Below are 15095 nucleotides of genomic sequence, written 5' to 3'. Positions count from 1 at the left end.
CGGGCGCGGGCAGCCGACGGGTCGGCGCGTTCTCCTTCTCCGGCGCCGGAGCGCGGGTGGGCACGCGGGCTGCCCCACCCCTCACGAGTCGGTGTCGTCGGAGAAGACGAGGACGCCGTCGTGATCGGCACCCCAGTGGGTATCCCCGGGCTCCGCACTGACGGCGGCCGGAACGATGCCCCAGTGCGTGTCCCCCGGCTCCACGGCGGCGACGGCCTGGGGCGCACCCCAGTGCGTGTCCCCGGGCTCGGCCACCGCGGCCTGGGCCGGCACCCCCACCGCCAGCACTGCCACCACCCCGGCCACCAGCCCGACCACCGACCGGCTCACGACCCTGGTCCTCACCATCGCGCTCTCCTCACCCACCGACATTCCCTCCGCCGGGGCCACCCCCCGAACCACCCTCATTCCACCCCCATCCCCTTTCGAACAGCCTTCCGTCGCCCCAGCCGACCTGCCGCGCACGCCGAAAGCGGATGAGAAGAAGACGAGAAGGAGCGACTGCCGGCGGCGGGAGCGCATGGCCCGTACACCGCCTCCCGCAAGTGGCGGCTGCATGGCGCACTCGTCCCGAACGCGGGGTCGGCGGAGGAGACGGCCCCGGGGCGCCGGCTACCGGGTACTCATCGCAGCCCTCGCGCTCGACGAGGCAGGTTTGTAAGCCTGTTCCGGACGGCCCCCCGCCCCGCCAGCGATCCCGGCACCGGCACTGGATCCCGCACCAGTGCCCACAGATCGAAGGCCGCACGACCGACATCCCGGGCCGTGACGTGAAACCGAACAAGCCCCACGAGACTTCCCATGTTCTCCAGGCCCACCGTCAAGCCTCGGCCTGGGACCAGAACGTCGTGCATCAACTGGTGTCCGACACCGTCGCGTGGGGCATGTCTTGTCTCGGTCGATGTTTGACGTCGTGGCTTCGACGGCTGCCGCAGAGGTGATCGCGATCGTGGCCCACGGCTTGGACATGAAGGAAGGCCGGGGCCTCAGTTGCAGGTGCCGCTGCCGGAGTCGCTGTACTTCAGCGCCGTGGAGTCGAAACCGGGGCCGGGCAGGGCGGGCTTGTAGTCCCAGCTGTAGCTGTGGGACCTGAGGGTGAGCTTCATGACGCCGAAGGCGCCGGCCTGGGCGGTGACGACGTTGGGGTTGTCGTAGTTGCCGGGCGAGCCGGCGAGGGTGTCGAGGGCCTCGCCGCCGGAGCCGACGATGAACTCCGGGATGCCGTGGGCCGGGTCGTACTGGCCGGCCGGGTTCATCGGGCGCAGCCGGGCGTACGCGTGCTCGTGACCGTTGAGGATGAGCGTGGCGTGGTGCTGGTACAGGAGCTTCCACCACGCGTCGGTCGCCGCACCCTCCGCACCGCCGGCGCCCGGCGCTGACGCGGGCACCGTGGCGGTCGAGGCCGTCGTGGCGCTGAAGGTCGCCTGGTGCCAGTACGCGATCGTGCACTGCCGCCTGTTGGCGGCCAGGTCGTGCGAGAGCCACCGGGTCTCCTGGCCGAGGAGCCCGCTGTCCGTCGTGGAGCAGTCGTGTTCGAACGCGTCGGACTTGCACTCGGCGTTGAGCGAGATGACGTGCCAGTTGCCGAGGTTGTAGGAGTACCACCCCTGTTTGTCGGCGGTGTCGTCGCCGGCCTGCCCCTGGGTCTCCGGCGTGCCGGCCTGGTCGTGGCCGTTGAAGTAGCCGAAGTATCCGGCGCCGTTCTGCCCGGCCTCGTTGTCGCCCTTCTTGGCATACGGGTAGTACTCGTGGTTGCCCGGCGCGGGACGTTCGAGCATCTTCAGGCCGCCCCATGCCTGTTCGAAGGACTTCTCGAAGTCGGTCAGCTTGCCGACCTGGTACTGCTCGTCGCCCAGCAGAGCCACCGCATCGGGGTGCATGGCCGTGGCCTGCTTCGCGGTGGCGAACTCGGCGCTCATGCCGCCCAGGGTGGGGCTGCCGCACTTGAGCGACGCCGGGGTGGCGGCGTTCTCGGCGTCGTCGGGCTCGCAGGCGATGTCCCCGACAGCCGCCAGCGTGTACGAGGCCGCGCTGTGGTGGGCGTAGGGCCAGTCGTCGCCCTGGTCCGCGGCGGCGACGGCGGTGCCGGCGGCCGCGAGGACGGTCAGGCCGACAACTGCGGAGGAGAACTTGGTGAGGCGTCTCATGTGCGGTGTCCTTCCACGGCGGGAGTAGCCAACGCACGGTAGGCAGTCGATCCGTCAGTTGACACAAACACGTCCCAACGCTTCGGTGAACTCCGTTCGTGGCAAGGCGTCCACGGCACCCGTGCTGCGGACGGCTGCAAGCTAGCCGTCCGTCCGGGCCCGCCACCGCTGTTGCCCCGCCCGCCGAACAGATCGCCGAGCCCTCCGTCGGCAGCATCGGCGGCTTCATGGTTGCCGGACAGCACATCCGGCTCGGCCGCAGCTGTGCCCACCAGGCGTCACCGTCCACCCGAACGAGGACGTGGTTCCCGCCTTTCCCCGGCCGTGAAGTCGTATGCGCAGGCTTGCAGTCGATCGGGCTCTTGAAGCCGCACACGACTGTGTAGTCGCCGGGCGTTGTAGAAGCCGGTGATCCAGGTGGCGATCCCGATACGGGCCGCGGTGCGAGTGACGAAGGTGTGCCGGTGGACGTATACGACCTCGAGGGCGCTGTTGAACACCTCGCTGACGGCGTTGCCGAAGCAGGATCCGACGCGGTCCCATGATGGGATGACGCCCAGCTTCCGGTAGGGCCACCTGAACCTGCTGGACCTCGACCCGCTTCCGCGATCACTAGGAAAAATGACGCCGCGCACGTCACCGCCGCGGGCGGCCGCAGCCATGTTCAGGGCGGCGACGACCACGCCGGCGTCGTGATGCTCTCCCACGGCATGGCCGAACAGGCGGCTTCGAACCTGCGCACACAGCTCCGGAGGCCGCTTGGGGCTCATCCATTGCTGCTGGTCAACGGGCTCTGCGACCTAGGAAAGGTCTACTGAGTCCACAAATGGTCCATGGCCGCCAGCTGTCATGAGGCGAGGCGTACGGCCGCCTGCCTAGGCGCTGCTACCACCCGCCGAGGAGTCGAACGCTGGACCAGCCGTCCTCCTTGCTGGCGTCTGCTTCTAGCAGAGTTCGTCCGGTGGCGCGTTCCAGAAGCTCCAGCACGGTGGCCAATCGTTCCTCCGAGTGTATCCGCGATCACGCTCGGTTTGGAGCGTGGGTGCTGGTCATCGTCTGTAGGCCGCTGTTGCCTGCCGTATCGGACTCCCCAACAGTCAGTGCCCTCCTACATAATCGGGTTACCGTCTTCAACGAAGGACCTCATCTCTGTGACGATCACTCAGCAAGAGCTCGAATCTCGGCTGTGGGACGCCGCGAACGCGCTTCGCGGCCCCGTCGACCCGGCTGACTTCAAGACCTACGTCTTCCCTATGCTGTTCTGGAAGTGGATCAGCGACACCTGGGTCTACGAGCACGACGCGGCATTCGATGAGTACGGCGACGACCTCGACGAGGAGATCGAGGCCGACTTCCACCGGTTCGAGCTGCCCGAGGGCACGTTGTGGAGCGAGGTCACCGAGAAGGTCACCAACCTCGGTGCGGAGATCGCGAAAGCCTTCCAACGAATCGAAATGGCCAACCCCCGCTCGCTCGCCGGCGTCTTCGGCGATGCCTCGTGGGGCAACAAGGAGCGTATCCCGGAGTCGGCTCTGCTGGGGCTCATTCAAGCGTTCAACAAGATCAGGCTCGACCCGTCGACGGTCTCGCACGACCTGCTCGGCGCGGGCTACGAGTACTTGCTGAAGAACTTCGCCGACGAGTCGGGCAAGAAGGCCGGCGAGTTCTTCACGCCTCGTGAGGTCGTGAACCTGCTCGTTGGGATCCTCCAGCCTGAGCCGGGCGAGTCCGTCTACGACCCGTCCTGCGGCTCCGGCGGGATGCTTGTCGCGACGATCAACCAGCTGCGCGAGTCCGGCAAGGATCACCGCACGCTCAGGGTGTACGGCCAGGAGATTAACCTGACGACGGCCTCGATCGCCCGGATGAACCTGTTCCTGCACGAGATCGAGGACTTCGACATTAAGCGCGGGGACACCCTCCGTGCGCCGGCGTTCAAGGACACCACTGGTGCGGTCCGCCAGTTCGACGCCGTCATCGCTAACCCGCCCTTCTCGCTGGTGGATTGGGGAGCGGACCGTTGGACCTCGGATCCGCGGGCCATCTGCGGCGTGCCACCGACGAAGAACGGTGACTACGCCTTCGTCCAGCACATGGTCTCATCGATGAAGCCTGGATCTGGCCGCGTCGGCGTGGTCATGCCCCACGGCGTGCTATTCCGAGGAGGAGCGGAGGCGAAGATCCGTCAGGGCCTCGTCGAAAAGGACCTCCTGGAAGCCGTCATCGGGCTGCCGCCCAAGCTGTTTTACTCGACTGACATCCCAGCATGCCTGCTGATCTTTCGCGACCAGAAGCAGGCCGGGCGCAAGGAGCACGTGCTTTTCATCGATGGGTCGGCCCGGTTCGAAAATGGCAAGAAGCAGAACCGGATGTCAGAAAAGGACGTCAGAATCCTCATCGAGGCGTACCAGACGGGAAACGACCCCGACGGGAAGGGCGGCGCGAACGCCCGGCTGGTGCCATTCGAGGAGATCGAGCAGAATGGCTTCGACCTCAATATCGGCCGCTACATCAAGGTTGCTGCCGAAGAGACTGCCGATCTAGGGACTGCGCTCATCGAGTACGCCGATGCTCGGCAAAAGCGCATCGAGGCCGAAGCTTTCATGTTCCAGCGACTAGCTGCCGCAGACATCGACCTGAGCATGTTTGGGGCATGCGATGAGTGATTGGCTGGTTAAGCGTCTAGACGAGTTGGCCGATCGAGTCGCGGTCAAGAACTCCGCAGGGTATAAGCGGGTCCTGACTGTCGCTGCCGGGCACGGACTTGTCGATCAGGAAACTTACTTCAATAAGCGCGTGGCGAGTTCTGACCTTAGTGGCTACTGGGTCGTTGAGCCGGGCGATTTTGTCTACAACAAGAGCACCTCCAAAGATGCTCCGTGGGGGGTCGTAGCTCGATGGGATGGCGATGAACCGGCAGTTGTCACTACGCTCTACATCGTCTTTCGCCCTCGTCCCGGCGTGGAATCGGACTACCTACTTCACGCATGCAACAGTACGTTCTTCTTCGACTCTCTCAGGGGGATGCTGAGGGAAGGGGCGCGTGCGCACGGGCTGCTGAACGTCCGTCTGCGCGAGTTCTTTGGTGCGCAACTCGTCGTTCCTACACCTGCCGAGCAGCGCCGCGTCATCGATGTGATGGCCGCCGTGGACGCGCAGATCGCGACACTGGATGCGGAAGTGGATGCGATGCGCCACCTCTTGCGATGTGCGCTGTCTGACCATTTTGAATCAATTCTCGGACACCAGCATTCCATTAAGGACCTCTGTTCGCATGTGGTCGGTGGAATTTGGGGCTCGCCCGAGGGCGAGAGTGAGGTTGATGTGCTGGCCCTGGGGCCGCGAATCTATGCCCCTGCCACATCAGGATTCGTTACTGACGGATCCCCGATGCGCTCGTTTACGCAAAAACAAGTTGAGCGGCGTCTTGTGCAACCTGACGACATTATTCTAGAGCGATCAGGTGGTTCTCCAGAGCAGCCAGTTGGCCGGGTGGTAATTGCTGGATCGGGTCTACCGCCGTGCATCCCGACTGACTTCCAGCGGCTTATGCGACCCAACGTCGAAAAAGTCGAGCCACGCTACCTATTCTGGCGGCTTCAGCATGACTGGAACGTAGGTCTCACGCGGTCCTATAGTCGGCGAACAACTGGAATCACGAACCTATCAGTCAAAGACTACATTGCTCGCGAAGTGCCTATTCCTGACAGAAATGAGCAGAGGGCTCTTGTTTCCGTTGCGGATGCTATCGACTTGAGTGTCAGTGAGATGAAGATTGAGCTGGGTCGCCTCCGTATCTTCCGCTCCGCGCTCCTGAAATCGCTCCTGAACCAGGAAATCGAAATTCCCAAGTCGTACGACGCTCTGCTCGAGGAGGTGTCTTGATATGGGGTGGACGGAAGCGAGCACGATCCAGCGTTCACTGCTCGAGTGGGCGGAGGAGGCTGGCTGGGAGCGTCTCCAAGGGGACGCATTACCGCGCGATGAGCATGACGTTATCGTCGAGGACTGGGCACGCGAAGCGCTGCTCGCTCTGAACCCGGAGCTGGTCGACGACTCCGAGTCAGCGGATCTCGTTCTGCATGAGCTCAATCAGGCTGTCCTCGATGCGCACAACGGTCTCGTTGCGGCCAACGAGCGGCTGACCGTGATGCTTCGGGGCGACCACTCGTTCACGACGATCGACGGTAGGCATGTGCCTCGTCGGCTGATCGACTTCAAAGATCTCGACAACAACCGCTTCACCGTCGCTGACGAGGTCACCGTCAATGGTGCAGCCACACCGCGCCGGTTCGATGTCGTCTACTACGTCAACGGGTTCCCGCTGGTTGTTGCCGAGACCAAGACGCCTGTGAAGCATCAGGTCTCGTGGGTCAACGCCGCGAAGGACCTTCACGACGTGTACGAGGAGGAGTACCCGAACTTCTTCGCGACGAACGTCTTCAACGTCGCCACCGAGGGCCTGGAATTCCGTATGGCTCCGATCCGCGCGGTCCCGGACCCCGACTCCGAGATCTGGGCCCCGTGGGGGGCCACTGAGGACGACCTAAAAACCGTCACGGGCCCGGCTCGTGTCGAGCGGGCCGCGCGCTTGCTGCTGCGGCCGGAGACGATCTTGCCGATCCTCAAAGACCTGGTGATGTTCCGTCACGCTCGGGACGCATCCGAGGTGGACGTCAAGTTCTTGCCTCGTTACCCGCAGTTCGAGGCGGCTCTGGCGATCCACGCTAAGGTGCTCGCAGGCCGTCCTGGCGGGCTGATCTGGCATCACCAGGGTTCGGGCAAGACCGAACTCATGGCGTTCGCCGCCGCCCGTTTGTTGCGCGATGACGCGGTGTCGGAGAAGTTCGGGAGCGCGCCGACGGTCATCGTGATCGCTGACCGTAAGGATCTGGTCCGACAGACGGCGGAGATGTTCGAGACTGCCGGCATGCCGCGGATGTCGGTGCCCCGCAACCGGCGGGAGCTGCACGCTCTGCTGCGTAGCGGTGAGCCCGGTGTGGTCATCACGACGGTGCACAAGTTCGCTGAGGCTGGCCATCTGAACAACCGGTCGAACATCGTGGTGCTCGTTGACGAGGCGCACCGCTCTCAGGAGGGGAAGCTCGGCGATGCGTGGCGCGCGGCGGTGCCGAACGCGAAGTTCTTCGGTGCGACGGGTACTGCCATCAAGGACAAGGACCGTTCGACGTTCAAGCTGTTCGGCGACCCTGGCGACCCGGATTTTGTGATGTCGCGGTACACGCCGGAGCAATCCATCGCCGATGGGTTCACCAAGCCAGTGATTGTGGAGGGCCGGTCTGTCGGATTCAACCTCGACAAAGAAGCCTTGGACGAGGCTTTCGACGAGCTAGCCACGGAGGAGGGCCTGGACGAGGAAGAGAAAGTTTTCCTGTCGGGGAAGGCTTCTCACATCGAGACGATCCTCTCCAATCCTGAGCGCGTGGCTGCTGTGTGTGCCGACATCGTCGATCACTTCCTTACATATGTCGCGCCGCTGGGGCAGAAGGCCCAGGTCGTGGCCTATAACCAGCGCCTTGTGATCGCTTATGCCAAGGCGATCGAGGGCGAGCTGAAGCGCCGTGCTGCGGTCATGCCGGACGGACGACTCCGTGAGGTCGGTGTGGTGATGCACGTCGCCGACAGCAAGGAGACCCCAAAGGAGCACAAGAAGCACCTGCTCACTCCGGAGCAGGAGGAGGCACTCAAGCGCCGCTTCAAGAAGGTCGATGACCCGATGTCGTTCATCGTCGTCACCGCGAAGTGGATGACCGGCTTCAACGCGCCAATCGAGGGCGTGCTGTATCTCGACAAGCCCGCCAAGGACACTAACCTGTTCCAGACGATCACGCGTCCCAACCGTCCGTGGAAGAACCCTGTCACCGGTCAGCGCAAGGACTTCGGGCGGGTCGTCGACTACATTGGGCTAGCAAAGGCCATTGGCAAGGCAGTCGCCGGCCCGAAGGCGAAGGAAGACGATGAGAACGAGCTCAACGTCACCGACGCCTCCAAGCTGGCGGGAAAGTTTGTCGCCGACCTCACGCGTTTGCTGCATTTGTTCGACGGCATCGACACTAGTGACTCGTCGTTCGAGTCACTGGCCGAGGCCCACGAGCGGATTCCTGAGGGCGGCGCGCAGCGCACCGAGTTCATCGAGACTTACGTCGCGCTGCAGACGGTGTGGGAGTTTCTGGACCCGCACCCGATGCTCCGACCATTCAAGGGGCAGTACTTCTGGCTCGCGAAGGTGTACGAGTCGATCCGGCCCAAGGACGTCTCCAAGACGTTCCTTTGGGCACGTCTCGGCGCGAAGACCACTAACCTGATTCATGGTCACATGACCGATGTGGGCGTGAAGTCCATGCCGTCGAAAACAGTCACACTCGATGCTGCTGGCCTGGCGCTGGTGAAGAAGATCGCCGAGCAGCTGATGCTCTCCGAGCAGCAGACGCCGGAGTCGACGGCCGATGACGTGTACCAAAAGGTCCTCGACTCCATCGAGGCGCGCCTCAGGCGTCGGCTCGCAGATACCAAGAGCCCGGCGTACCGGTCGCTGGCGGAGCGGATCGAGAAGCTCCGTGCCAAGGCGATTGAGAATGTCGAGGACTCGCTGGCGTTCCTCGAGGAAGCGCTGAAAATCGCTCAGGACGTGGTTGCCGCGGATCGCGCAGCGGAACGGGGCGACCAGGGAGTGCTCGAGCGGCTTGCTGATCCGAAGCGTGGGGCGCTCACGCAGATCGTTGCGGAGAACACACCGACCGGGCTGCACAAGATCGTCCCCGACATAGCCGAGCGGATCGATTCGATCGTCGTCGAGGTCGCCTATGCCGGTTGGAGCGCGAGCGACGCGGGCGATAAACGCGTCCGTCGCGAGCTGCGTTCCGTCTTGAAGGATTACAGCCTGCCGATCAAGGGCGAGCTGTTCGACCGAACGTACGAGTACGTGCGGGAGAACTATTGAACGATGTCACGATCGGGACCATCGTGAAGCTTGCCCAAGAGGTGGGGCTGACTGAAGTCGAAGCGACCCTAGTTAGACGCGCTGGCCTCATGAGAGACGACCAACCGGCGGTTCGATAGGTGGACGCTGCCTGACCTGGCGAAACATGACCCGTACCTTACTGGTTCGACCACCGTGATTCCCTGTTGTCTCCGTGCCTCAATGGGCGAGCCCGGAGCTGTCTTCTTGCCCTGGGTCTTCCCGGGGATCTTGGTGAGCTGGATTTTTGCTGTCCAGGGGCAGTGGACTCGTGCGCCTAGTGGTCGTCATTGGCCACTGTTGAGCGGCCTCGGACGGCCCAGGGACGGCCCAACCCTGCCTCGCCTGACTGACGCCGGCGCCCTCGCTGCTACCCGTCTGAATCCCAGCCGACGACAGTCAGCCACGACGGCGGGCTTGCTGAACAACCAGGTGCGCGTGCGCTTCGCCACGCCCCGCAAGGTCCCAGCCGCGCTGCTTGATGGCATCCAGGGGAAGTCACACTGGCGCAACCGTGGTGGCGAGGCGACGCCAACTACTTCTATCTGCTAGCGCCGCGGTGGGCGGATTCTCATCCTTGTGGTGATGTGAGATCGAGTATGGAACGTTTCTCACTGTCAGTACGAAGGGAAAACACTGTCGCGTGAGCCCAACTGTGAGGGATCTTGGCACTTCCGAGTCGTGTACCCACTGGAGTGGTTTCGAGATCAAAACCCGCACCGATCAATTCCCTCGAATATACCGCCGAATAGTCCTTGTGATTGCGGCTGGGGAATGTTCCTTTCAGGTTCTTATTGTACTCGGGGTCGAAGTACTTGATCAAAGCCCCTTCCGTAAGGGCGACGCGCTGTGATTCAGGAATCGGGCACCGCTCCACTTCCTCTGCGTGTGCGCGCTCTTCGGCATCCGTAACCGTTCCGACCCAGGTGCCGAACTCGCCTATGATTGAGAAGCCTTGAAACGATAGTGGGACTAGCCAGAGGTCCAAGTCTGGGCGCTTCACCGACAGCTCCCCTTGAATTCGCTGCAAGGTCTCGTGATTCATTAGCCTGCTGATCGCGTTGCGATTTCCGGTTGCTCCGTATGCGCGACCGATATAGACGACGTCCAGGTCCAGAAATTCTCTATGGACTTCGTCGATTTCGCCGATCTCGTAGTCGCTGGCCAAGGAGGTAAGTAGGTTGGCGGCAGTGGCCTGCAGACGTATTTGACCCTCGCCGTCCAGGAACGTCACCTGAGTGTGGGGCCATTCGCTGGAAGCGTGCAATCCCGGGATCCCGAAAGAGTTAGGCCTCTCGAATGTGATCTCGTTTACCGCATGCATGAATTGAGACAGGAAGGTCACTTTTATCGTGTCTTCGCCAATAATTACCCCTCCGCTTGGTACCGTAATGCGGGAGCGGGTGCAGATGGCGTATATATGCGACTTGACCAAGGAGGGGTTTCTTTCCGTTACACCGTCCAGGTAGGCTGGCGATAGAATAGACGCCTGTGTGCAATTGCTGACGAATGAATACTCGACCGAGTACTTGGAGGTTCCCCCGCCCATAATTAATTCCCCATTGATCGCGCGGCCGGCTGGGCATTGCTGGTGAAACTGTAGTCACGGAGTTCACTGTGCTTGGACGATACTTCGCGTGGTCAGCTTAGGCGAAAACCAAGGCGCTTGAGGCGTGTAACCGAGAGTCCGAACGTGAGGTCGGCGGAGCGGCTTTGGGGTGGCGCTGCTTTGGCGCGAGTGATCATGGCCCCGTAAGCTTGCGGCGCGTCGGGCAGTCTGTGGACCTGCCCGGTAAAGCACGACGTTGGGGCCATGATCTTCGAGGCTCGCGCCAAAGTGGCTCCGTAAAGCCGTGGAGCCGACCGCCCCAGCCACGACGGACCCCTTCTCTGACGGCAAGTGGCTGATTGCTGTGCGCGCGGCACGGGCGCCGGCCGGGCTGGAGCGGGGCGGAGACAGGAGCGCAGGCCCGGCCGGGGGCCGGGCCGCGCGCGGTGAGCGGAGCGAGCCGCCTTGAACCCGTGAAGAAATTTGTTACTCAGGACGATCTGGGATGCGCCACAGGGGCGCGTCGTACTGCTCTGGTCGGCTGCTGATGAGGAGCTGCCGCAAGTCGTTGCGCTGCGAGCCGCTGAGGTTCAGCGCCTCGGTGATGCGGCGGAACGTCGTGTGGGTGACTCCGCGGGCCCGGGCTTCGCGCTCGAACTGGTCGAGCTGGGCCCAGATGGTGGCCGGGTCCAGCTTGGCCGGCTGCTGCTCCTTGAGCCACAGAGCCTTGTTGCGCTCATAGTCGATTTCCGAGTAGCCGCAGATCTCGCGGCTGTAGGTCTCAGCCTCGTCCAAGTGCGCGGTCGCCATGATGGCTCGGGCCAACTGGTTCCGGCTGAGAGCGTCGTCCAGGTCGACCTCGTGCACCGTCGGGCTATCGTCGGTGAGCGGTACGGGGAGTCCTGCGTCTCGGATCTCGCACGTGCCTCGCACGCCCCTGGTCGCTGCTGCGAGGAGCCCGGTCGCTTCGGACGGGTGCCACTCCAGGACTGAGCTGATCGCCTCCAGATCGCTCGCGGCGAAGGTGTGGACGACGGGGCCGAGCGTGTCGGCTAGATCCTCCGGCAGGAGTTCACCGTCCAGGCCCGGTCCCGCCACGAGCAGTCTCACCGGCGCGTTCACTTGGCAGCACGCGGCCAGCGAGAGGGCGTCGGCGAGTGGGCTCTTCAGCGTTGGCTCATCACCCCGCGCGAGGATGTCCCCGCCCACGTCCAAGAGGTCGATCGACTCTGGCTCCAAGTGGCTCACGAGATCTTCGAGTTGGTGGGTGAGGCCTTCGGCTCCACGGTAGGGGTCGAGCAGTGCGAAGGTGTGCGGGAGCTCTGCTGCGAGCCGGGGGAGTGTGGAGCCTGCGGGTGCGACCGTGCGTGCCTGCGCCGGCACTGCCCAGGTGGACGGTGTGAGGCGTTCGAGGCCGGTGAAGTCGGCGGGTCGCCGGGGGCCTGGTAGCGGGTCGATCAGGAGGCGGTCCCAGGCGTAGGTGAGTATCACCGCCTGGCCCTCGTCGCCGTAGAGGGCGGCGTGAAGCATGGCGGCGGCGACTGCGTCGCCTCCTCCGCCTGCTGCGACGATCAACCGCGTCATGCGTTCAGACTACGGGTTTACACGTTGGCCACTCACCCTATAGTGGCTAGAGGCCATAGCCACTTGAACTAGGAGGGGAGATGCCTCAGATCGAAGAGGCTCAACCGAAGTATCTCCAGATTGCCCACTACATCCGTGATCAGATTCTCCGGGGTGACCTGCGCCCGGGGGATGAGGTGCCCTCGGAACGGCAGCTCGCCACGGATTGGAAGGTGTCCCGGCCCACGGCCGCGCGGTCGCTGGAAGCGCTGAGCCATCAAGGCTTGGTCGAGAAGCGCCAAGGCTCAGGAACCTACGTGCGTAGTCTCGAAGTGAACCGACGCGCAAGGGAGTTGTACGGACGTGCCCGCCAGACGGGGAAGATCTACACGCCCGGAGAGTACGCGGTCATCACGTCGGCCGGCTGGCTGCAGGCGCCGGACTACGTAGCCGAGGCCTTGGGTCTGGCGAAGGATCGTCGAGCCGTACACCGCCGGCGCGTGACGAACAACCAGGATGGTCCGATCACGCTCTCCACCTCGTGGTTCGCTCCAGACGTCGGTCAGCGTGCGCCCAAGCTCATGGATCCTGAGCGGATCCAGGAAGGGACGCTGATGTACGTCGAGAGGATGACGGGGCGTCAAGGGAGCTACGCGGAAGACCGTATGTGCGCTCGGTTCGCCACGGACGAGGAGGCGGCCGACCTGCGGTTGGAGCCAGGATCCGCGGTCCTCGTCGTTCATCACGTTGTCTTCGACCTCCAGGACCGGCCCCTGGAGTTCGCCGAAGCCACCTACCCGCCGCACCGCTGGGCGTTCGAGCAGGGTTATCCGCTCACCTGACGACGCGCCAGTTGCGGCGAACCGCTTGCACTCCCGAAGTGGCTAATGCCACTATCCAGAAAGTGGCTAAGGCCACTTGGGTGAGAAGGAGGCACGACGTGACGAGTCGGCGGCCGGAGCAGGATGCGAGGTTAGCTTGCCGGGGGTGTCGGGGGCGTGGCTGGAAGCGCGTTGTGTCCCGAACGGCGCTGGCGCTTGCCACGGCCAATGACCGCAACCGTGCCACGTCGAAGCGGCGCTGCCTCGAGTGCGACGGCAGTGGCAAGGAGTGAGCACGAATGGCCTACACGATCGACCGATACCCCTGCCAGGACTCGCCGCGGCTCGGAGCGATGACCTTGCACCCTGTGCCGGAGTCTGTGCCCCGGGCTCGGCGCTGGTTCCGGAAGTTCATCGCTCCGTACAACCCGGCTTGCTCGATCGACGACTGCACGCTGATGCTCTCGGAGCTCGTGACCAACGCCATCTGCTACGGGAAGTCGGAGGATCCCTGGTTGGTGCGAGTCGAGTGGTTCCGTGAGGGAACCTCGCTCCGTGTCGATGTCCACAACCCGGGGTTTCCGGCGAACGTACGGCTGCGCCATCCGGAAGCGAACGATGCTCACGGGCGGGGGCTGCTCCTCGTTGACTCCATCGCCGACTCATGGCACTCCGGGCCCAGCCACTTCGGCGGAACGGTCGTCTCCTTCGTGGTGGCTGATGCCTGGCCGGCGTGATGGGATAGCCCGCCCCGTCTACTGCAACCTTGAATCTGTCGGTAGTCTGATTGACCAGTTGACTTGGCCAATCTCGACAGGCGGCGTTCATGGCGTATGAAGTGGAGCCACCCAAGTACGTGCGCCTCGCCCAGACGCTTCAGCGTCGTATCGAGGATGGCACCTATGCGCCAGGCAGCCGTGTACCGAGTGAAAACCAACTGGTGCAGGCCTTCGGGATGTCCCGCCCCACCGTCGTACGAGCGCTGGATCTGCTGAAGCGGGACGGATGGCTGGAGTCCCGGCAGGGCTACGGCACGATCGTCCGGGGCCGTCCGGAAGTCGTCGAACAGAAGGATCGGCGGGGGCGTGAGGCGCTGGAGCGCGACGAGTCGCAGGGTCTGGGGCGACTGATCGAAGTCGCACACGTGCCCGTCCCGACTCGGATCGCCTCGGCGCTCGGCCTGCCGAAGGGGGCCGAGGTCCTCATGCGCCGCTTTCAGGTCGAAGAGGACGGCGAAGCTGTTGAGCTGGTCTCGTCGTACTTCCCCGCCGGCATGGTGGAGGGCACTGAGCTGGGGTCCGGCCAACCTCTGAGCGGGAGTAGCCGCGAACATCTCGAAGCGCGGAAGAAGGTCCGCTTCGACCATGTGATCGAGCGTGTGTCGGCTCGGCTGCCCGAGGCCCGTGAAGCTGAGCTCCTGGAGCTGCCGGACGGCATGCCAGTGCTGAGTGTCCTGGTCGTCGCCTGTGATGCCTCCGGCCGGTCGTTGCAGGTCTCCGAAGTGCTCCTCCCGGCTGACCGGCAGGAACTCGAAGACATCTACCGCCTGAGCTGATGCCGCCCTTCGGCGAGTCTCCAGCGATAGCGACTTGACAAGTCAACCTGTCATCTCTAGCTTCGAACTTGCTAAGTCAACTTGTCAGGACTGGCAGGTTGATCCATCCCAGAAGGAGAATTCCTGTGCGTGTGATCCGCGTTGACGCCTCGACCGCCACGATCCTGCTCACCGAGGCTCCGGCGCCGAAGGTGCGCGACCGGCAGACCGGTGAGATCGCCAAGGATGCGGTGACCGGTGAGGCGCTGATGACCGTCGGCGTCGTCTACATCGACGAGGGCGAGTCGTCGCTGATCCAGGTCACTGTCCCGGAAAGCGGAGTGACCGAGGGCCTGACGGTCGGTGCTCCGGTCTCGCTGCCGGGTCTGGTGGCGCGGCCGTGGCAGAGCGTTTTCAACGGCCAGGAGCGGCACGGCATCGCCTACCGGGCGACCGCCGTTGCTCCGGGTGCCTTCCCGATGGCTCAGGCGGGCTGATCGCT

Annotated in this window: 11 protein-coding genes and 1 pseudogene; 8 read left to right on the top strand and 4 right to left on the bottom strand. The window is 63.9% G+C overall.

Features of this window, described 5'->3' with window-relative positions; all coding sequences use genetic code 11:
- Positions 1 to 81: 81 nt before the first annotated feature.
- Both VT52_RS10235 and VT52_RS10230 read right to left on the bottom strand, forming a co-directional pair.
- Positions 82 to 348, bottom strand: a complete 267-nt coding sequence (locus VT52_RS10235; RefSeq protein ID WP_143070863.1) for a hypothetical protein — start codon at positions 346 to 348, stop codon at positions 82 to 84.
- A gap of 638 nt (positions 349 to 986) precedes the next feature.
- On the bottom strand, positions 987 to 2147 hold the full coding sequence (locus VT52_RS10230) for a metallophosphoesterase family protein (RefSeq protein WP_046418560.1): 1161 nt from the start codon (positions 2145 to 2147) through the stop codon (positions 987 to 989).
- A 125-nt stretch (positions 2148 to 2272) separates the two neighbouring features.
- On the opposite strand from VT52_RS10230, the pseudogene VT52_RS38670 reads away from it, so the two are divergent.
- The 4 genes and pseudogenes from VT52_RS38670 to VT52_RS10220 all read left to right on the top strand — a co-directional run.
- Positions 2273 to 2472 (top strand): annotated as a pseudogene (locus VT52_RS38670) (IS481 family transposase); the annotation flags it as partial.
- A gap of 826 nt (positions 2473 to 3298) precedes the next feature.
- On the top strand, positions 3299 to 4813 hold the full coding sequence (locus VT52_RS10225; RefSeq protein WP_046418562.1) for a type I restriction-modification system subunit M: 1515 nt from the start codon (positions 3299 to 3301) through the stop codon (positions 4811 to 4813).
- On the top strand, positions 4806 to 6032 hold the full coding sequence (locus VT52_RS37540; protein WP_143070862.1) for a restriction endonuclease subunit S domain-containing protein: 1227 nt from the start codon (positions 4806 to 4808) through the stop codon (positions 6030 to 6032). Before VT52_RS10225 ends, VT52_RS37540 begins: the two co-directional genes overlap by 8 nt.
- Position 6033: 1 nt before the next feature.
- A complete protein-coding gene (locus VT52_RS10220) occupies positions 6034 to 9108 on the top strand; it encodes a type I restriction endonuclease subunit R (RefSeq protein WP_046418565.1) in 3075 nt (1024 codons plus the stop codon).
- 589 nt (positions 9109 to 9697) lie between these two features.
- Here the strand turns inward: VT52_RS10220 and VT52_RS37535 are convergent.
- Together VT52_RS37535 and VT52_RS10215 are read right to left on the bottom strand one after the other, a co-directional pair.
- The gene (locus VT52_RS37535) at positions 9698 to 10360 is read right to left on the bottom strand and encodes a hypothetical protein (protein WP_143070861.1); all 663 of its coding nucleotides are present in this window, start codon (positions 10358 to 10360) and stop codon (positions 9698 to 9700) included.
- Positions 10361 to 11161: 801 nt separating this feature from the next.
- On the bottom strand, positions 11162 to 12259 hold the full coding sequence (locus VT52_RS10215) for a DUF1152 domain-containing protein (RefSeq protein ID WP_079174963.1): 1098 nt from the start codon (positions 12257 to 12259) through the stop codon (positions 11162 to 11164).
- An 80-nt stretch (positions 12260 to 12339) separates the two neighbouring features.
- Between VT52_RS10215 and VT52_RS10210 the strand changes: the two genes are divergently transcribed.
- From VT52_RS10210 to VT52_RS10195, 4 genes are all read left to right on the top strand, one after another.
- Positions 12340 to 13080 carry a GntR family transcriptional regulator gene (locus tag VT52_RS10210; RefSeq protein ID WP_046418570.1) on the top strand — a complete coding sequence of 247 codons (741 nt, stop codon included), beginning with the start codon at positions 12340 to 12342 and terminating at the stop codon, positions 13078 to 13080.
- A 278-nt stretch (positions 13081 to 13358) separates the two neighbouring features.
- Positions 13359 to 13796 (top strand): ATP-binding protein, encoded by a 438-nt coding sequence (locus tag VT52_RS10205; protein ID WP_046418572.1) that lies wholly within the window; start codon positions 13359 to 13361, stop codon positions 13794 to 13796.
- Positions 13797 to 13885: 89 nt separating this feature from the next.
- Complete coding sequence (locus VT52_RS10200; RefSeq protein ID WP_046418574.1) at positions 13886 to 14614, top strand: GntR family transcriptional regulator; 729 nt, start codon at positions 13886 to 13888, stop codon at positions 14612 to 14614.
- Positions 14615 to 14739: 125 nt separating this feature from the next.
- Positions 14740 to 15090 carry an SCO3933 family regulatory protein gene (locus VT52_RS10195; protein ID WP_046418575.1) on the top strand — a complete coding sequence of 117 codons (351 nt, stop codon included), beginning with the start codon at positions 14740 to 14742 and terminating at the stop codon, positions 15088 to 15090.
- The last annotated feature ends 5 nt before the right edge of the window (positions 15091 to 15095 follow it).

Origin of the sequence: Streptomyces malaysiense, assembly GCF_000980885.2 — a bacterium.
Classification (GTDB): domain Bacteria; phylum Actinomycetota; class Actinomycetes; order Streptomycetales; family Streptomycetaceae; genus Streptomyces; species Streptomyces malaysiense.
Note: the sequence above shows the minus strand (reverse complement) of the source record. Positions and strands in the feature narration are given on the sequence as shown.